The organism is Thiothrix subterranea (assembly GCF_016772315.1).
GTDB classification, from domain to species: domain Bacteria; phylum Pseudomonadota; class Gammaproteobacteria; order Thiotrichales; family Thiotrichaceae; genus Thiothrix; species Thiothrix subterranea.
Map to the genome: position 1 here is coordinate 883,588 of NZ_CP053482.1, position 19,641 is coordinate 903,228.

Annotated in this window: 19 protein-coding genes; 13 read left to right on the forward strand and 6 right to left on the reverse strand. The window is 49.7% G+C overall.

From position 1 onward, the window contains the following. Nucleotides 1-341 precede the first annotated feature (341 nt). The 4 genes from HMY34_RS04215 to hemE all read left to right on the forward strand — a co-directional run bounded on the left by HMY34_RS04215 (nt 342) and on the right by hemE (nt 3,951). Complete coding sequence (locus HMY34_RS04215; protein WP_202718057.1) at nt 342-2,030, forward strand: hypothetical protein; 1,689 nt, start codon at nt 342-344, stop codon at nt 2,028-2,030. A gap of 144 nt (nt 2,031-2,174) precedes the next feature. Continuing rightward, nucleotides 2,175-2,390, forward strand: a complete 216-nt coding sequence (gene rpsU / locus HMY34_RS04220) for a 30S ribosomal protein S21 (protein WP_202718058.1) — start codon at nt 2,175-2,177, stop codon at nt 2,388-2,390. 2 nt (nt 2,391-2,392) lie between these two features. Then, entirely contained in the window at nt 2,393-2,839 is a 447-nt protein-coding gene (locus HMY34_RS04225; RefSeq protein ID WP_202718059.1) for a GatB/YqeY domain-containing protein, read from the forward strand. A gap of 41 nt (nt 2,840-2,880) precedes the next feature. Further along, entirely contained in the window at nt 2,881-3,951 is a 1,071-nt protein-coding gene (gene hemE, locus HMY34_RS04230) for a uroporphyrinogen decarboxylase (RefSeq protein ID WP_202718060.1), read from the forward strand. 1 nt (nt 3,952) lies between these two features. On the opposite strand, the gene HMY34_RS04235 is transcribed toward hemE, so the two are convergent. From HMY34_RS04235 to HMY34_RS04245, 3 genes are all read right to left on the reverse strand, one after another. Further along, nucleotides 3,953-4,579 carry a response regulator gene (locus HMY34_RS04235; protein ID WP_202718061.1) on the reverse strand — a complete coding sequence of 209 codons (627 nt, stop codon included), beginning with the start codon at nt 4,577-4,579 and terminating at the stop codon, nt 3,953-3,955. A gap of 92 nt (nt 4,580-4,671) precedes the next feature. Continuing rightward, the gene (locus tag HMY34_RS04240; RefSeq protein ID WP_202718062.1) at nt 4,672-6,735 is read right to left on the reverse strand and encodes a sensor histidine kinase; all 2,064 of its coding nucleotides are present in this window, start codon (nt 6,733-6,735) and stop codon (nt 4,672-4,674) included. Further along, the gene (locus HMY34_RS04245) at nt 6,732-7,499 is read right to left on the reverse strand and encodes a sensor histidine kinase (protein ID WP_202718063.1); all 768 of its coding nucleotides are present in this window, start codon (nt 7,497-7,499) and stop codon (nt 6,732-6,734) included. The genes HMY34_RS04240 and HMY34_RS04245 overlap by 4 nt, the downstream gene beginning before the upstream one ends. 97 nt (nt 7,500-7,596) lie before the next feature. On the opposite strand from HMY34_RS04245, the gene HMY34_RS04250 reads away from it, so the two are divergent. Continuing rightward, the gene (locus tag HMY34_RS04250; protein WP_202716751.1) at nt 7,597-9,120 is read left to right on the forward strand and encodes a transposase; all 1,524 of its coding nucleotides are present in this window, start codon (nt 7,597-7,599) and stop codon (nt 9,118-9,120) included. A gap of 176 nt (nt 9,121-9,296) precedes the next feature. Here HMY34_RS04250 and HMY34_RS04255 read toward each other — a convergent pair whose 3' ends face one another. The 3 genes from HMY34_RS04255 to HMY34_RS04265 form a co-directional block, all read right to left on the reverse strand. Next, on the reverse strand, nt 9,297-10,703 hold the full coding sequence (locus HMY34_RS04255; RefSeq protein ID WP_202718064.1) for a hypothetical protein: 1,407 nt from the start codon (nt 10,701-10,703) through the stop codon (nt 9,297-9,299). 1 nt (nt 10,704) lies between these two features. Continuing rightward, nucleotides 10,705-11,370: a response regulator gene (locus HMY34_RS04260; protein WP_202718065.1), complete on the reverse strand. Its 666-nt coding sequence runs from the start codon at nt 11,368-11,370 to the stop codon at nt 10,705-10,707. A gap of 110 nt (nt 11,371-11,480) precedes the next feature. Continuing rightward, nucleotides 11,481-13,241, reverse strand: coding sequence for an ATP-binding response regulator (locus HMY34_RS04265; RefSeq protein ID WP_202718066.1), 1,761 nt, complete (start codon nt 13,239-13,241; stop codon nt 11,481-11,483). Between the two features lie 145 nt (nt 13,242-13,386). Here HMY34_RS04265 and HMY34_RS04270 point away from each other — a divergent pair, with 145 nt between their 5' ends. From HMY34_RS04270 to HMY34_RS04305, 8 genes are all read left to right on the forward strand, one after another. Further along, nucleotides 13,387-13,896 carry a TlpA family protein disulfide reductase gene (locus tag HMY34_RS04270; RefSeq protein WP_202718067.1) on the forward strand — a complete coding sequence of 170 codons (510 nt, stop codon included), beginning with the start codon at nt 13,387-13,389 and terminating at the stop codon, nt 13,894-13,896. Between the two features lie 203 nt (nt 13,897-14,099). Further along, nucleotides 14,100-14,519 (forward strand): hypothetical protein, encoded by a 420-nt coding sequence (locus HMY34_RS04275; protein ID WP_202718068.1) that lies wholly within the window; start codon nt 14,100-14,102, stop codon nt 14,517-14,519. A 61-nt stretch (nt 14,520-14,580) separates the two neighbouring features. Continuing rightward, nucleotides 14,581-14,886 carry a hypothetical protein gene (locus tag HMY34_RS04280; RefSeq protein ID WP_202718069.1) on the forward strand — a complete coding sequence of 102 codons (306 nt, stop codon included), beginning with the start codon at nt 14,581-14,583 and terminating at the stop codon, nt 14,884-14,886. 67 nt (nt 14,887-14,953) lie between these two features. Continuing rightward, a complete protein-coding gene (locus HMY34_RS04285; RefSeq protein WP_202718070.1) occupies nt 14,954-16,144 on the forward strand; it encodes a S8 family peptidase in 1,191 nt (396 codons plus the stop codon). A gap of 89 nt (nt 16,145-16,233) precedes the next feature. Continuing rightward, a complete protein-coding gene (locus HMY34_RS04290; RefSeq protein ID WP_202718071.1) occupies nt 16,234-16,650 on the forward strand; it encodes a hypothetical protein in 417 nt (138 codons plus the stop codon). Between the two features lie 24 nt (nt 16,651-16,674). Beyond that, a complete protein-coding gene (locus HMY34_RS04295; protein WP_202718072.1) occupies nt 16,675-18,381 on the forward strand; it encodes a S8 family peptidase in 1,707 nt (568 codons plus the stop codon). A gap of 10 nt (nt 18,382-18,391) precedes the next feature. After that, a complete protein-coding gene (locus HMY34_RS04300; protein WP_202718073.1) occupies nt 18,392-18,625 on the forward strand; it encodes a hypothetical protein in 234 nt (77 codons plus the stop codon). Nucleotides 18,626-18,876: 251 nt separating this feature from the next. Next, nucleotides 18,877-19,602 (forward strand): DUF2589 domain-containing protein, encoded by a 726-nt coding sequence (locus tag HMY34_RS04305; protein WP_202718074.1) that lies wholly within the window; start codon nt 18,877-18,879, stop codon nt 19,600-19,602. Nucleotides 19,603-19,641: the final 39 nt, after the last annotated feature.

Sequence of the window (19,641 nt, forward strand, 5' to 3'; positions counted from 1 at the left end):
GCGAGTAGCATCACTAGAACGGGGTATTTTCACCCCTCACATTTCACCGGATTGGGGGATGTGTTATCCCGCGACCACTTGCTATTGTGAACAGCACGAACAGCGTGTATTGGGGAATACAACCTTTCACAACAGGGCTAACATCTGCACTTTAACCGCCACAGAGGAAACTGTGTGGCGGTTTTTTTATGGAATAGCTGCCGCAAACACCTCCCTTAATTTAGGGATATACCGCCTGAAAAACCCCGTGATTGCGTTATTTTTTACCTCGCTAAAGCAACCGATAATGCAAGGGCAGGTCAACCTGCACCTTTCTCACCACTAATGCGAGGGCTTTCCGAATGGACTTACATCATGTGATAGACATTGCCCGCCCGGTATTGTCTGATTATTTGCTGAAATACCTGCGTAGCCGGGTAAATATCTTAATCGTTGTGGATAACGAAATTAGCCTGTCACCGGGGGCAAATGCCTTCGGGATTGAGCGCGTGATCCGTTTGCTGCGTGACACATCCGTTGGTTGTATGCACTTCCAGGTCGATGTTGGGCTACGCTCCAACGTGCCTTTTAGCGTCGTTGCCAGTCCCGTTGGCACGGCGGCTAAATACGTGGGGTTTCGCTTTGACAGCACGCTGCCTGCCGGTGGGCGGGTGATTGATGCGTATGATGAGGTATGGTGCTTTGGCTTCAAACCGGACAATTTCGGCGGTTCTGATGCGAATATCACTGCACCGGGCGCGTTACCTGCCAGCAATGCCGAATTAGCCGTGCTGACCACTTGGATGAATAACCGCAAAGGCGGGGTATTTGCCACTGGCGACCATGATTACTTAGGGGCTTCCATGTGTCACCGCATCCCGCGTGTCGGCACCATGCGGGCATGGACGAATGCGCAAGGCGTACCACCGGTTGGTACTGCGTTACGGATTGATACCAATCGCCCTGCCAATGCCGCAGAAATGGCAGGTACAGAAGTCATTGAATTCGACCGTCAAGACGATGCCGTTCCACAACCTATTCAATGGAAAGCGTGGTTATCCTTCTCCTCTTCCCCTTGGCATATCCGCAAACGCCCGCATCCGGTGTTGTGCCACCCCACTTTAGGCCCGATTGATGTGATGCCCGATCATCCTCATGAGGGGGTGGTGTTTGACCATGTGCCACAACCCGATGTGGGGTTAGCTGCCATTACCCTGGGCAACAACTATAACTTTGGGGTGGGGGTTACGGGGGCAGAATACCCCACAGCAGGCGGGGTACAACCCCTGCCGATGGTCATTGCGCACGGGACAACCTTAGCTGACCCACCCTTACAGCACGCAAAAGGGGATTCACCTGCCAAGCGGTTTGCCATGATCAATGTGTATGACGGTCATCGTGCCAATGTCGGGCGGGTGGCGACCGATTCCACTTGGCATCACTGGATGAATATTAATATCACCCAAATCGAAGCGGTAGGCGGTGCCAACTGGGAAAAGATCAAGCGCTATTACCTGAATCTGGCGGTCTGGTTAGCTCCACCGGAGATTCCGCGCCATTGCTTCTTCTTCCATACGCTGGAAAGCCTGTATTCTTACCCCGGCATTGAAGAATTCCACCCCAAAGTCAATCTGTTGGATGCCGGGCTGGTGTTCCGCAAACGCTTAATCGGATTGTATGGCCCGTGCTGGGTCACGCAATTCGTGTTCGACTGGCTGGGCTTGTTAGACCTGAAGTTGCGGGAACGCTTGATTGAGCGCTACCTGTTGCTGCCGATGCCTAACCGCCCGATTCCGCCCCGCCCTGACCCTTGCCTGAGTTGCCCGCCACCGGAGATGTTCGAGGCTGTGATATTGGGCGGTGCTATCCGGGCGACATCAGCCGCCCTGTTCGCCAATGGCGGGGGCTTAGAAGCCGGGCTAAAACTGATGCTGGAAATGAAGCCAGAGCGCTTGGAAAAATACCTGCTGGAAGGGACGGCTGAAGGCTTGAAACAGCTTCAGGCACTGTCTGCCAAATCTTGCGAGGAAACCAAGCAATTGTTTGGTTAAGCGATCGCATTAGCCATGAAATAAAGTGGGGGCAAAGTTGCTCCCACTACTTTTGCCCCCGCCGCCTACTTATTGTTTTGCATTTGGCTGGCAGGCGGGTATAATCTCGCGCTTTACTCAATTGTGGATTTGAGACAGATTTGTATGCCTAGTGTAAAAGTACGTGATACCGAGCCTTTTGAAGTTGCTCTGCGCCGTTTCAAGCGCACCTGTGAAAAAGCTGGCGTTGTAGCTGACGTTCGCGCCCGTGAATTCTATGAAAAGCCTACCTCTGTACGCAAGCGTATGCGGGCAGCAGCGGTGAAGCGCAACTTGAAGCGCATTTCCCGTGACCTCAACCGTCGCGTGCGTATGTACTGATTATGAGCCTCAAGGCACAAATCACTGAAGACATGAAAACCGCCATGCGTGCGCATGAAAAGGCGCAGCTTGGTGTGATTCGTCTGATTCTCGCGGCGATTAAGCAGCAAGAAGTGGATACGCGCATCGAAATGGACGATACCGCCGTGCTGGTGGTGTTGGACAAAATGACCAAACAGCGCCGTGAATCCATCCGCCAATACAGCGATGCAGGCCGCACCGATTTGGTCGCTCAGGAAGAATACGAACTGGGTGTTATCCAGACCTACCTTCCGCAACCCCTCAGTGCCGCCGAATTGGATAACCTTATCCAGCAAGCGATGGCTGAAACCGGCGCAACCTCGGTACGCGACATGGGCAAAGTCATGACATGGCTAAAACCCAAAGCGCAAGGTCGTACCGACATGGGGCAAGTGAGCGGACTGATCAAAGCCCGTCTCGGCGGCTAATACCTGCCAATCTTCTACGCATTTAGTTTAGGGGTGTCGATATGACCGATCTTAAAAACGACCGTTTTTTACGCGCACTCCTGAAACAGCCAGTCGATACCACGCCCATTTGGATCATGCGTCAAGCTGGGCGTTATTTGCCTGAATACCGTGCTACCCGCGCCCGCGCTGGCAGCTTCATGGACTTGTGCAAAAATGCCGACCTTGCCTGCGAAGTCACCCTGCAACCGCTAGAGCGTTACGCGCTGGATGCGGCTATCCTGTTTTCCGACATCCTCACCGTTCCCGATGCAATGGGCTTAGGCTTGTACTTTTCGGAAGGCGAAGGCCCGCGTTTCACCAACCCCGTGCAAAGCATGGCGGACATCGAAAAGATCGGCATTCCCGACCCCGAAGGCGAATTGCAGTACGTGATGAATGCGGTACGCACCATCCGCCGCGAACTCGACGGGCGCGTGCCCTTGATCGGTTTCACCGGCAGCCCGTGGACACTCGCCACGTACATGGTGGAAGGCAGTTCCAGCAAGGAATTCGCCAAGGTGAAGGGTATGTTGTATGACAATCCCAAAGCCCTGCATTTGCTGCTGGATAAACTCGCCGACAGCATTATCCTCTACCTGAATGCGCAAATTGCCGCCGGTGCGCAAGCCGCGATGATTTTCGATACGTGGGGCGGTTCGCTGACACCCGCGACTTACCGCGAATTCTCCCTGCGTTACATGCAGAAAATCGTCGATGGCGTAACCCGTGAAAACGATGGGCGCAAAGTCCCTGTCATCCTGTTCACCAAAGGCGGGGCGCAGTGGCTCGAACCGATGGCGGATACGGGTTGCGATGGTTTAGGGCTGGATTGGACGATTAATATTGCCGACGCTCGCGCCCGCGTGGGTGACAGAGTTGCGTTGCAAGGCAATATGGATCCTTGTGTGTTGTATGCATCACCAGAGGTGATTCGTCAGCAAGTCGCTGATATTTTGGCGAGTTACGGGCAAGGTTCTGGGCATGTGTTTAATCTGGGGCATGGGATTCACCAGCATATCAACCCCGAAAATGTCGGCGTGCTAGTAGATGCCGTGCATGAATTGGGCAAGCAATACCACACCGCTGCCTAAGTTACAGAATTCCTAAACGCTGCGCTTCCATCACGCACGCTAACCGATTGTGGACGGCTAACGCCGCAATCAGTTTGGAGACGTGAATCTTGACGGTGGATTCGGCAATCTCCAAAGTATCCGCCATCTCTTTGTTCGACAAGCCTTTTTCCATCAATTGCAAAATATCGAATTGGCGGTGGCTAATGCCCACACTGGCAGGTGCTGCGGTAGCCCGTGCCGGAAAATGGATAGCTTCCGCTTGAGTGGCTGGAAAACACGGGTTGCCCGCCATCACTTGATGGATCACATTGAGCATGGATTTCGCATCCGACGATTTCGGGATGTAGCCCATCGCCCCTGCCGCCACCACCTGTTGCACTTTGGCACGGTCTTCTGAAGCCGACACCACAATCAGCGGCGCTGTTACCAGTCGCTCATGCAAGACGCGCATAAACGCAAAGCCATCCAGCCCCGGCAATTTTAAATCCAATAAAATCAAATCGTAGCTTTTACCACTGTCAATAAACGCCAATGCCCGCCCTACACTGTCAGCCATCTGGACAAACACATGGTTGCCCAGTCGCAATAACACTTGGCGCATCGCTTCGGCAAATAAAGGGTGATCATCCAGAATCAGAATATTCATACTCACCTCCCTTCCCACTCCGTTAGGTTCTCGCAAGTCCTTCTATTGATGAATAGAGTGTAGCCCTATCGAAAATGCGTAACCTCATCCATTCAGGTGAAATTCAGCGAATGTGCAATCATTAATGGTGGATAATCAGCCGACTTGAAACACAGGGTTAATTTTTCCCCTTCCCGGTCGCAACACACATCGAACCGGGTCACAGCGGGCGATTGCAACAAAAGCGTAGTGGTATCGCGCACAAACAGCAGCAATTCCATCACCTGCCCCGGCCTCAGTTGCAGATATTCTAAGGTCGGGTCTATTTGCCAATGCAATTTTACTCCCGCCGCTTCAGCGCGTTCGACCGTTTCGGCTCGCCAGTCTGCCAAATATTCGCCCAATAAAAACGGCGTTTTGTGCAGCGTCAAATTGATAATGTCACGCAAGGTTTGCAAGGATTCTTGCGCCGCCTGCCGGTGACGTGGCGTAGGCAGGGTGTGGGAAAGCGTCAGCAACTTCGCACCGACGGTATCGTGCAGGTCGCGCATAATGCGGGTACGTTCCGTCAACACCGCTTGCTGGCGGGTATCGCTGGCGTTGCTGGCAATACGCGCAATCGCCAGCAACGACGTGACGGTTTTGAGGTCAGCCCGCCCGAACAAGCGCATCCCCTGTTGCTTGCCGGTCAAACGCAGGCTGGCATCGCCGTACAGATTAGGCACATCCAAATGCAAACCATTTTCTGCCAAGGTCGCTGCGGGCAAAGCCTGCGCTTGCAGCGTGATATGCAACGGCTGAAAACGGGTACGCAACGCCGCTTGCCAACGTTGCCCAAACTCCTCACGCGACACCGCACTGCCCATCAAGGCACTGAACGTCGGCAAAAAATCCTGCACCGATTGGCTATCCAACGGCATCAGTTTACCCAACAGCCATTGGCGCAGCGGAAAATACAAAAAGCCCGCCACAATCACCGAAAAGCCCAAGGAATAAATGTGCGAGGTATGCAGCAGCCCCACCAGTACAATGTCGATCACCCCCACCAAGATGCCGCCCAGCAACCATAACCACACCTTAAACCACCACTGTTCCACCTCAAACAAACGGTAGCGCAAGGTCGCAATGCCTAAGCCCACAAATACCACCGACCCCAATGCTCGTGACATATCCTGACTCACCAAGGGTTGCATATTCAGTAATAATGGCAATACATGCAGCAGCATAATCGGCAAGAACGGGAAAATAATCGAAAACTGGGTAATACGCGCAATGGTACGGTTAATAGGATCAGCACGGCTACTGCGCACCTGCTGATAACTGAATACCATCGCCATAATAAACGGCGGGAAAGACTGATACAAAAAGTTATGAATCGGCAAATCAATCCACGCAAACTGAAAATTCAACATCAATAATACCGACAGCGCTCCCAATACATAAAATATTCGATTATCCTTGGCGACTTGATTGGGATATTTGGCGAATAACACATTAAATGCAAAAATATAAACATTCAAACTAATGACTTCAATCAATGCCAGCCACTCAGCAATACTGCCTGAAAATGCCAGCTCTTTAGTAAGATTGAGTGTCCCCACCATGAAAAAAATATAATGCCCGATACTGCCCACTAACAAAGCTCGCGTTGCCACCTCCCCGCGACGGTATCCCCACACAAATGCGCCAACCAAGGGCACTAACATAAAAATACCCGAAAACACCCAAAAACCACGGGGCAATGCCCATAATGGCGTAGTTTGTGCGGGTATCAGCGTATAATCACGTCCCTGACTATCCCGCAATACCACAGGATTGCCGTTGCTTAATACGCGATAAATCGTGGTTTGATTCGCCAGATACGTCTGATAATCCGCATGAGTTTTGCTAAAAAAGGCAGGCAGTGACAAGGTTTGATCAAGCGACACTTGCGCCTGTCCCTGTTGAATAGCGGTTAACACCCTACCCACTGACACAATACCCGCCGCTGGCGAACCTTCCTCAACCGCTATAACCTTTACAAAACCGGAGGTCGCATCCGGCTCAACTCGAATCCCCAGCCACGGCTGATGCAGCAACAAATACAGTGCCGCCGCTTCCACCAACACTCCCAATAACAGGGTCAATAAGGTGGTGACATGCAAGGGGTGCAACAGTGGCATCAGGCGGCGACTCATGCAGCCCCCAACAGCGGAATCGCCGCATCCAGCCGCACATAACCTTGCTGCACCAAATGCTGGATGTGCAATTCACCGTGCAAAGTACGAATCCGCGCTGCCATGCCGCCCATGCCCGTTCCGGCTTGCCACGTTTCCGGCGGCTGAATCTTGCCATCGTTGCTGATGCTAACTTGCAAGCTCCCCGCCTCCCGCGCAAAACGCACGATCAAGCGCGAAGGTTGCGCGTGTTTGAGCGCATTTGTCACCGCTTCCCGCAAAAATTGCGTCAATTCCACGGCTTGTTTGGGGGCAAGTTCGCCCTGCTCCAAGCCGTCGGCAACCTGCCAATCGAGTTGCACAGCGGCGGCGGCAGTGCGGTGCGCGGTTTCGGTTTGCCATGCCTGTAAATGCGCTTGCAGGCTGAAGGGATCGTCTTGCAACGACAGTTTCACGGTGGTATCCAGTGCTTGCAAGGCTTCTTCGGTGGCTTCACGGTGCTGGGCTTCGGGCAGATCATCCGCTAAACGTCGTAGCTTTGCGCCGACCGTGGCGTTTAAATCGTGTAACAAACGTTCGCGCTCTTCGCGCACTGCCTGTTCGCGAGCATCACTGGCGTTACATGCCATTTGAGCGATGTCCAGCAGGGCTGCCACCGTTTTGATGTCGGCTTTACTGAACAAACGCGAAGCCATTTGCTTGCCACTCAGTTGGTAAACGGCAGCGGTGGTGAGCGCAGGCACGCGCAGGCTCAGACCGTTGCCCTCCAATTGCGGCTCGGTCAAGGTAGCGACTTGCCGCGTTGAGGCTGTAGAAAAACCCTCTTTTTCGCCATTTTGTGGGATAATCAGGCATCACAAGCACCCGAACGAGTAAGCAGGCATGGCACGCTACAAACCGATTCATCAAGGCGTAAAACTGTTGGCAGTGGACTTTGACCGCCAAATTCTCCCCGGCACGTTTGAACATGCGCTGCGCCATTTGGTTGACCACGAACTCGACCTTGAAGGTTTCCACCAGCGTTATAAGAATGATGTGCAGGGAGCGGCAGCATTTAACCCAGCGGTGTTACTCAAAATCATCCTGTTAGCTTACAGCCGTGGCATTATCAGTAGCCGCAAAATCGAAGCGGCGTGCCGCGAGAATATGCTGTTCATAGCGATTTCCGGTGACAGCCAGCCGCATTTCACCACGCTGGCGGCTTTCATCGCCAATGCCGGGGAGTTGATCGCCAAACTGTTTACCCAAGTGCTGCTAATTTGTGACCGCCAAGGCTTGATCGGGAAGGAGATGTTTGCCATTGACGGGGTGAAGTTGCCCTCCAATGCCAGCAAAGAAAGGTCTGGCACTCGCGCTGACTTCTTGCGCCAAGCCGAACGCATGGAAAAAGCCGCCGCCAAGATCATCGACAAACACCAACAAGCCGATGCCAGTAAAACGGATGCGGCGGCAGCCCAGCGCGAAGCCAAACAACTGAAACGCCTGCAACACGAAGCCAAACAGTTACGCTATTGGTTGGCGGACAACCCCGAAGACCGCAAGGGGGTTAAGGATGGCATCCGCCTGTCCAACCGCACCGACAACGAATCCGCTAAAATGGCAACCAGCAAAGGCGTGGTGCAAGGTTATACCGGCGTAGCAGCCGTGGATTGCCACTACCAAATCATTATCGAAGCCCAAGCCCACGGCACAGGGTCGGAACAAGAACTGCTGATGCCCGTGGTCAATGCCACCGCTTCAATGCGCACTCCCGAAACGGTGATCACCGCCGACAACGGCTACCACAGTGAAGCCAACCTCAAAGCCTTGGCGGATGCTGGAATTGATGCCTACATCCCTGACAAGGATTACCGCAAACGCGATGAACGCTATGCCGATCAGACGGTGCATCAGCAAAAACCTGACCCCTTATCGAACAAATGCCCCAAGCCCAGCAAAACCAAAACCTATAAACCTGCCGACTTCCAATTAGCCGCTGACCTTAGCCATTGTCTTTGCCCGGCGGGAAAACGCCTTTACCGTACCGGCAGAAATTGTACCCTGAATGGCTATGCTTCGGTACGTTTCCAAGGGGCGTTGCGTGACTGTGAACCCTGTACACAGCGTCCCCAATGCCTGAAAGACCCGGCAAAAACCCGCGCACGGCAAGTCACTTTCCTGCAAGGCAAGCGCGATGACACCCCCAGCCACACCGATTTGATGAAACCCAAAATCGACTCCGACCTCGGCAAGCGCATGATCACCCAACGCTTCGCCACCGTCGAACCGGTGTTTGGGAACTTGCGCGGCAACAAACGCCTGCACCGCTTCACCTTGCGCAGCAAAGCCAAAGTGGACGGGCAATGGAAACTGTTTTGCCTGATGCACAACCTCGAAAAGCTGGCACATCACGGGTATGCCGCATGAAGGGGGAAATGATGCTGCCAAACACGCAAAAACACACCGTATTGCCCGTCTCAGATGGCATTCAGGGCGTTATGGGAAAGCAGGAAGTCGGCAACGTTGAAAAAAAAGCCCAGCCGGTTGGGGTGTTCAAAAAAATGACTGCCCGGTCTGGATGGGATGATCAGATTCGGGTTTTTCTACACCCTCGTTAGGTGCTGCGGGGCAAACCGCGCTTGCAGCAATGCTTGCCACCCTTGCTCAAACGCTTCGGGCGAATCGGCCTGTGCCAGCGACGTGCTAAACCGCGCCAAAAAATCCTGCAAAGTCTGGTTTTCCAGCGGCATCAACTTGCCGAGCAACCACTGGCGCAGCGGAAAATACAAAAACCCTGTCAGCACCACCGACAAACCCAGCGCATACAATTGCGGCGTATTCAGCAAGCCAATCAGCAGCATATCCACCAACACCACCACGCAACCGCCTAATAACCACAGCCACGACTTAAACCACCAGTATTCCACCTCAAACAAACGAAACCGCAAAATCCCGATAGCTAACCCCAAAAAGGCGACCGTACCCAGTATTTGAATGAAATTCTTACTAATTAATGGCTTTAAAGATAATACAGACGGTGCAATATAGAAAACCATCACAATAATAAATGGAAGCACCATAGATAGTTGCATTATCCTAATCGCTGCCATATCAACCGGTCGTTGCGTACTGAGTTTTATTTGTTTATTAGCGATTACAGCGACAGTGATTAATTGAAATACACCCTGAAGAACCAAATAATAAGCAGGCAAATCAAACCAATCGAAATAAAAATTCCACGAATAAAATGAGAAAACAATTGCAAAAACGAAAAAACCAAAATCACTTAACAACTTATGAGGATAAAAAAAGGCTAATTTGAAAATAGCCAGCATATAAACATTAACCGCCAACAACTCCAATACAAATAAACTCTCAGTTACTGATTGAGAGAAAAATAACTCTTTAGCAGAATTTATCGCACCAATAAAATGAAAACCGTAACAACCAATGCCCGCAATAAATAAAAAAAGTGTCACATGAGGATCAGGCTTATAACTCCAAACGAAAGCTCCAACCAAAGGCACAAAGAAAAAAGCAAACATAAACACCCAAAAATGGATGGGGATATGTTCAATATTTGTATAATCACGGGGCTGTAAAGCATAGATTTTTTGGTCAGTACCAACCCATGCAATTGAATCACCCTGAGTTAAGGCATTATATATTTTTACTTGTTGAATTTGATAATGATTGTATACGGTACGATTTTCATGATGAAACGGATACATAAAGAGCTTGGCATTTAGTGGGATGCTATCGCTGTCCACCATTAAATCGGTGAGGATTGTTCCGTGCGGAATTTTACCTTCAGCCGGTGAACCGGGATCAACCGACACGACCCGCACAAAACCCGATGCCGTATCCGGCTCTAATCGCAACCCCGTCCACGGCTGTTGCAGCAAGGTATACACCGCCGCGCCTTGAGTCAGCACGATGAACAACAAGGTCAGCAGAATGATACTGGCGGGTGATAATGCTAGTTTTTCCCGCCAATCTGCCACTGCCATGTCACAACTCCGTACTGATTAGTCCCATCCGACAGGCTTCCAACGCTGCCTCTGCGCGACTGGAGATATTGAGCTTGCGGTAAATATTGCGCACATGCGTCGCAATGGTGTTATCCGACACATGCAGCAATTCACTCACTTCACGGCGGCTCAAGCCTTTGCCAATGAATAGCAACACCTCGACCTCACGGGATGACAAACCCTCCATCGGCAACACCGGTTCAGCCGCAACCGGCGCAACACTCCCCGCCCCGTTGAAATATTGCAGCACCTTCCGCGCCACTTTCGGCGACAGCGGCGGATCGCCCCGCAAAATACCGCGCAACTTATGGATGAACTGATCTTCCGGCAAATCCTTCAGCAAATAACCGCTTGCGCCCGTCTGCAACGCCGTCAGGATGTGTTCCTGATCATCCAGAATACTCGTCACCACCACCGCCGCCTGTGGCGATGCCTGCAAAATCAGGGGAATCAAGCTCAAACCATTGCCATCGGGCAAGCTAATATCCACCAACGCCAAATCCGGGCGCAATTCCGCCAAACACGCCCGTGTCGTGCCGCAATCCCCACACACTGTTACCTGAATGCCCGGAAACGCCTCCGCCAACAGACGCCGAAGCCAGTCGCCCGTTTCGGCAATATCTTCCACTACTACTGCTGTTTGCATACACACCCTGCTCTTGCCGCTGCACCGTGGCGTTATTGTAGTTGCCTCTCTGTCCAATGTTAGTACACCTTACCTCAACGGGTGCAGTATTTGGACAAAGTGCAGGGTTTTCAGCCGAATGCTGCTTGTTTCAACAATTGCGTCATCACCATCCGCAAGCGACTCGGCGCAACTGGCTTGTGCAGTAAATACAAACCGCTCGCCGTGGCTTCCCGCAAACGCTCTTCGCTGGTATCGCCGGTAATCAGCATCGCGGGGATGGCACGCTGGCAATACTGCCGCACCGCCGTAATCGCCTCCGCGCCCGTTTTGCCTTCGCGCAAACGGTAATCCGCCATGATCAAATCCGGTTGCAGCCCTGTCTGAGCGATTTTCTCCAACGCCTCGGACGCGGATTCAGCCGTGATCGTCAAACACCCCCAACTTTTCAACAAGTAAGCCATGCTGTGGAGAATTTCCCGTTCGTCGTCAATCACCAACACATGCACGCCCGCGACACTCACCGCACTGACCACCGGCGGCGCTTGATACAGCAAGCTGGCATCCCCTTGCGGCACATCCACCGCAAAGGTTGAACCACTACCGACGTGGGATTCGCAGGTCAAGGTTAAGCTCAATAAATCGGCGAGTTTTTTGACAATCGCCAAGCCCAGCCCCAAGCCTTTGCTACGGTCACGTTCGGGATTATCGAGTTGATAATATTCATCAAAAATATTCGCCTGCTCATTGGCGGGAATGCCGATACCAGTATCTTGCACCGCAATCCTGACGGTATCGTGAGTGGTCGCACGGCACGTCAAAGTGATGCTGCCCTGTTGGGTGTAGCGCACCGCGTTTGCCAGCAAATTGCGTAAGATTCGCCCCAATAACAACGGGTCGGTGAAAACAGTCAGTTGCGGGCAATCCAACAGCAGGTTGAGGTCTTTTTCAGCGGCATGGGTTTTAAACTCTTCGTGCAAAGGCTGCACAATCTCAAACAAACGGGCGTGATTGAGCTGCACTTCGACAATGCCCGCATTCAAACGCGACACATCCAGCAGGCTATTGAACAGGTTGGAAAGCGCGTCATTGGTGCGGCGCAATGCCTGCAAATGCGCCACACCTTTGGGGTGGACGTAGGTTTCAATCGCATCCAAATACAAGCCTTGCGCGTGCAGCGGTTGGCGCAGGTCGTGGCTGGCGGCGGCGAGGAATTTGTCTTTGGCGAACACCGCTTGCTCGGCAATTTGCTGGTTTTTCTCGGCGACGGCTTTTTCGGCTTCAAGACGGGTAATCAATGCCATATTCTCGAAACGCAGGCAGATGGATTCATGAATAATGCGGCTGTAAGTCAGGCAAACCGTGCTACTCGCCACAATAAACACCAGAAAAGCCAACGCCATCATGGTATAGAGCGGCTCACCGACTTGCAGCATTCTGGCAATTAACAACACTGTCATAGGTGTCACATAAAAGACAAATGCCAGAAAGCGGGGGGCGCTAGTCGCACTGGCGGAGGCAATTAATCCACCGTAGAAATACAATACGAATAAGGCAATATCCGGTTTTTTGACATCAAATAAACTCAGGAATATCAATGCCCACAACAAGCCCATCAAAAACATGGCGAGGCTGAAACGCTTTTCCCAGTAGACAGGGTCAAGCGCCGACTGTTGCAACGCTTGCTGAAATTGCATCCCATCCACATAACGCCACAGCAAGAGCAGCAGCACCCCGACCCAAAGCAACCCTTCGAGTTTGCCAGCATCCGCCCATGCCACCCACATAATACCCACCAATACAAACAGATTACCGGGAATGGCGACCTTCAGGTTGCGGTAGAGCAGCTTGACTTGTTCGAGGTGAAGGACAGGGTTGTGTGGGGTTGTCATGGTGAAATCCTGTGGTGTGGCGGGCTTTATTCTACTTATAGGCGATTATTAACCAAACTGAATAATACGAAAGTAGCATTGCCCTGTTTGGCGCATTGGCTAATATCAGGGATATGAGCGAATACCAAACAATGAGACTACCCCCATGCATAATACAAAACACCAATGGCTCAGCACCCTGTGTATGTGCCTAATACCGCTGATGACATCAGCCTATGCCATGACGGATATGGATGATAATCCTGCCGATATTCAAACCTTGATTGGCAAGGGCAAATGGACAGTCGTTGAAGTCTGGGCATCCGATTGCCGCATGTGCCAACTGAGCATTCAACACATTGTCAATTTCAAAACCGCGCACCCAGAGGTTGATATTGTCGGCATTTCCGTGGATGGCGTGCAAGGCAAAGCCGATGCACAAACCTTTATTGGGGAACAACATCTGACATTTCCCAACCTGCTAAGCGACAAGACGGAAATGGATCAATACTTGTTTGCCACCGCCGAAAAAAACTTTATCGGCACACCGACATTTTTATTCTATGACCCAGAAGGAAAATTGCTGACGGTACAGGCAAAAGCATTGACGGAAAAAGAATTAGGTGGGTTTATTGATAGTCAGGGTTCGCCAGCGGAAATAGCAGAACCTTGCTGAATTAATCCATCCAAGGAAAATAATCGGTTCTGGGAAATCCAATATGATGACTGACGGATAACTGCATAGTAAACCATGACGAATGGCTTCCAATAGTACGAAAGTCGTATTGCTTGTTTTAATTTAAATCATACACTTTAAGGTAAATATAGTTTCTTAACTGAAGATAGTAATGAATTTAATTATTCTGAGGAGTAAAGCTAATGGGTGTTGCATCAGCAGATTTGAAAATCAAAAAAATGCAGTGTATAGGTAAACGGTTAGATACGGATAAGGTGGAGGTGACTACTAAGATAACTATCCATAATCACCACGATGATAATGCAAAGCATATCCAGCTCGTTGTTCTGTTTCCTCCGACCTCAAGAGTCGTGGAAACAGAGCCTAGTGCGGTCATTAGCCCTAGTCATATTGATCCGAGTGGAGATCCTTGGCCTGTCCAAGGGTATGTTATTTTCACCCATTTTTGTGAGTTGAAGGTGAATAATAGTACTGAAGTATCGGTGCGGACAGAAATGTTAAAAACCTATGTAGATAAGCCAATTTCTGCTTTTGTTTTTGGTAGTTTGCCTGATCCCGATGCCAGTAATAATTTTAAGGCGAGTTTTATTTCTTTGAACTGAATTATAGAAGTAGCAACTATAAATTTGGTTTTTAGTTACAGTCTATCGAGGATATTTGAGTATGGCAAGTCATCGAATTGCGTCAGGCAGTACGCCAGTAGGCGAAACTGCATGGCAGATTTATGGTGCAAATGGTATTTATGTTGATATTGATACCTCATCTGCTAATTTTTCTGCCACTCCTATATATATTACATCACTTGGTGGCGATAGTGAACATTGGGCAACAACCGGTTGCACATCTATTTATCGAGCTACCGCAATAGGCTTTCGAGTCTATATTAGGTGGATCAATGGAAATCCGCTAACACCCACACATGCTAATTCAAAAAAATGGCATGTTAACTGGTTCGGAATTGAGTATTGATGCTGAATATTTCCATGTAAACAGATGATGTTTATTAATAAGCGTTTTTAATGAATGAGGAACTGTAATGACTAAACGATATAGTATTTTACGAGACATGAGCAATATGCCAAGCAGAGAACCTTTCGGGCATTTATCTCGAAGTGCTGGCGTAGCTAGAAGTACCGTCTTTAATGTTGTTCCTGAGCCACGTGTTGACACAGAAGAGTTAACAACTAAGGAATTAGCAGATTTAAATCGCGATACGACAATTGTAGGTATTGCCCCTATTATGCCAACGCAATTGATTGTGCCGGTTGAGGTTGAGGATACGGGGGCAATGTCAACTTGGGGGGTGAACGCAGTAGGTGCAGATGCCTCAGCGTTCGATGGAGCAGGTGTGACGGTTGCAGTATTAGACACAGGTATTGATGCTGATCATCCTGCATTTACCGGAGTAGAATTGGTGCAACAGGATTTCAGTGGTAGTGGCAATGGTGATCTTCAAGGTCATGGAACACATTGTGCTGGTACTATTTTTGGGCGAGATGTTGACGGTACATGTATTGGTGTTGCTCGAGGTGTCCCAAAAGCATTAATTGGCAAGGTGTTGGGTGACAACGGTGGTGGTGATTCCGACATGCTGTTTCGTGGAATCTTTTGGGCAGTGGATCAAGGGGCGCGGGTTATTTCCATGTCGTTGGGGTTCAATTTTCCGGGACTCGTCACCAGTTTAATCAACCAAGGTTGGCCCAGCGATATTGCTACCTCTGCTGCACTGGAGGCATACCGGGGCAACTTAAGAATGTTCGATGCACTGATGGGCATGATACGGGCGCGAGCGGCATTTGGTAACGATGCAGTGGTAGTCGCGGCGGCAGGCAATGAAAGCCGTCGCCAAATGAACCCAAATTTCGAAATAGCGGCTAGTTTGCCTGCTGCTGCGGAGGGTGTCATTTCTGTTGGCGCACTCCAACAAGCAGGCAATCAGTTACAGGTTGCAGGCTTTTCCAATACATTGCCACAAATCAGTGCTCCTGGTGTGGGGATTGTCTCTGCCAAGGCAGGAGGGAATCTAACCAAAATGAGCGGCACGAGCATGGCATGTCCACATGTGGCTGGCTGTGCTGCTCTCTGGTGGCAGGCGGTAACGGAATCGGCAATTCCACCCAATGCTGGAAATGTCGTTGCCAAGCTTTTATCACAAGCGCATAGCACCGTATTTGCTCCGACAGTAGACATGGCAGATCGTGGGGTAGGCTTGGTGCGAGCACCTTAAATAGTTGATTTACAGTTCTTAACTTAGCATACCTTTATCGGCTAGTGAGCACAGGTTGATAGTGTATGTTTAAATTCAGGATGTCATTTATGTATATTTTTTCGAGTATTATTTTTCCTATTTCCTTGAGTTTATTGATAGGGTGTTCAACTTCTAACTCTAGACCTTTCTTTATTAGTGATGATAATCCGATTGAAAGCAATCAGTCTATTGGAATGAATATGGAAGAAACAGTGATTGTCAAAACATCTCCAGCAGTTGCCCGTGTTTTTCATGGGAAATCCATTGCCACGCCAGATTCTAAAGCAATCACTGCACAATTGAAAAAATGGAATCTGACAATGTTACCTATGCATCCAAATGTGGATGATTCCAGCTTGATAAGTTATTTCATCATTCATACTCCAAATAATCGGGTAACTCATGAGGTAATAAATGAATTGCTGCAACTTAAATCAATAGAGGCAGCATACAGCAAACCGGCAGATGAGCTGCCATCACTTTAATTTTAAACTGAGGAGAGTAAAATCATGGAACAACAAGCAACCAGAAACATTTCGAGTGAACGTGAATTAATTGTTATTACCGAGGAAAGCATTGGATTACGATCTGCTCAGGCGACAATTTCCTCTACTACCGGAGCCAATATTGCACCCTTGGCAAGTTTTTTAAACGCGGAAAATATCGTCCTAACATTATTGTTTGGTGAAACCGAAGAGAAACTTCAAGCGGCTGCATCAGCCATTACGCCTGATCTTTCTACTTATTATCGCGTCCAAGCGAATGATGATCGCCTTGATACGTTGGCTGAGCAATTACTGCAAATTGATGGCGTTGCAGCGGCTTATGTTAAACCAGCATCTGAGCCACCTATTTGGCTTGAAGAATCTAGTGTAGCAGAAGAGGAAATACCTGCTATTACACCAGATTTTACCGCCAGACAAGGGTATTTGGATAGTGCTCCGGGCGGGATTGATGCTCGTTACGCATGGACACAGCCGGGTGGTGGCGGAGCCGGTGTCAACATTATTGATATTGAAGGGGCATGGCGTTTCTCGCATGAAGACTTGTTACAAAACCAAGGCGGGGTCGTTGGAGGTGTTGCATCAACCGATATTGGGTGGCGTAATCACGGCACGGCAGTGATAGGGGAATTCGGTGGTGATCGAAATACCAAAGGGATAACTGGCATTAGCCCTGATGCCCACGTGAGTGCAGTTTCCATTTTTGGTCCTGAGACTTCATCGGCTCGTGCGATTCGCGAAGCTGCTGATAAACTTCGTCCGGGCGACATCATTTTACTGGAGCTTCACCGCCCAGGACCACAATTTAACTTTGCAGGTCGCGCTGATCAGCGTGGTTATATCGCGATAGAGTGGTGGCCAGATGATTTTGATGCTATTCGGTATGCGGTTAGCAAAGGCGTGATTGTAGTGGAAGCTGCCGGTAACGGAGCCGAAAATTTGGATGATCCAGTGTATGAAACAAGACCCGCAGGTTTCCCCACTAGCTGGTTGAATCCGTTTCGGCGTAATAACCGTGATTCTGGAGCAGTAGTTGTGGGCGCTGGTGCACCACCTCCCGGCACACATGGTAACGATCATGGGCCTGACCGCTCACGTCTAGGTTTCTCCAATTGGGGGGCATTAGTAGATGCCCAAGGGTGGGGACGTGAAGTTACAACTGCTGGTTACGGTGATTACCACAGAGGAGAAAATGCCAGTAATGAAGATGAGTGGTATACCGATCGTTTCAGCGGCACATCCAGTGCATCGCCTATTGTCGTGGGGGCATTGGCTTCTACACAAGGTGTATTAAAAGCCCGGGGCAGGATTCCCTTGAGTCCAGCACGGGCAAGAGAATTATTACGTCATACGGGTTCCCCGCAACAAGATGCGTTACCTGATCGTCTACGAACTCAGCGTATTGGGAATCGCCCCAACTTACGGCAATTAATTGCCACGGCTTTACAAACTAATTCGTGGATTGGCGTCCAATTTACTGGCACGCTTCAGGCAAATCAAACCGGACGCTGGTTCACGTTTGGCTGGCCTGCGCATTGGCATGTGGTCTGGACTGTTGTACCTACCAGTCCACAGTCAGGAGCACCACAAATAGAATGGAAGGTTCAAGTGGAGCGTGCTACGGATAGCCATGTAACTTATTGGATCAATGTCACGAACCTAACTGCAAGCACGGTGAATATTGAAGGACGTTTTGCTGTACTGGGTTGGTAAGGAGTCAAATATGCGTATTGTAATCGAAATGGACGAAACTTCACGAATCGTCACTAACAGCGGCATCTTACCAAAAGGTAATAGCGTCGTTTCAACGAATGCTATTGAAGCTGTTGATGCGAGTTCCCCACCTGAATGGTTACTGATAGGACTTCAGGATGAAGTGAATCTACAATATAGTAAGGCAGCCTCATATTCTAAAGAAAATAATACTTATGATGGAGGAGAAGCACCTAATTATTAAAATAAACAAAAAAGGCTCTATGTGTTTCTCTGTGCATTTTCGAAACTTCAAACCAACATTACGCAAATTATCGGGATGTTGTGTTTAGATTATCTTTGACTAGAGCAAGAAAAACACTGAAACACATATCGAGCCGATAAAGAAGATGATCAGGAATATATTAGAATGTATTTTATAAGCGATTTCGGCATTAATTTAGTAAAAGTACCACAGTAATAACAGCACATTTTTAACACCCAAAGGAAACGGCAATGAAAGAAACAGACAAACCATCGAAACCATCCAATCCGGTCATCGAAAACAGTACACTACCAACAGACTCACCAGCAGTTATGGCTGAGGAGGCCACACACTTAGTCACGGAGGTAATTGGGGCAATGGCAAACGCAACACCGGCGGCTGTTACTATTCGCCCGATGGCAGTCAGCACTGATTTAGTGAGCGAACTTAATAATATCGATTTCGCCAAAATGATTGGTGGCCCATTACAAGCGGCAATTCAAGCCCAGACAGCTTCAGCAATTGCAACCGTCAACTTTATCAAGGATCTAGGTTTCAAGCCTGTTGACCCGGAAGAGCCTGATGGAGCCAAAGAACTGGTCATGACTGATTTTTCATATAAGAAAAAAGATGTTAACCCTGACACAGGGGAAATAATAGAGACAGAGCGTTTTGTCAGGATTCCTTTTATTGCCATGCTGCCAATACCCAGCATTCGCATAGAAACGGTTGATATTGACTTTAACGTAAAGCTCAATTCTGTTGAATCCCAAACAATTAAGGATAAATTGGCTGTGGGGCTTGACATACAGGGAGGTTGGGGACCGGTCTCCTTCAAAGTATCCGCTTCTTATCAACGTTCATCAGCGTATGGCGTGGAGGTTAAAAAGGAATACAGCATGAATGTAAAAGTCAAGGCATCGCAAGATGAAATGCCTGCTGGATTGGAAAAAATCATGGGAATGTTGTCAGCATAGTGTGTTTTGGTGGTCACTATGCCACCAAAACCCTTTAAC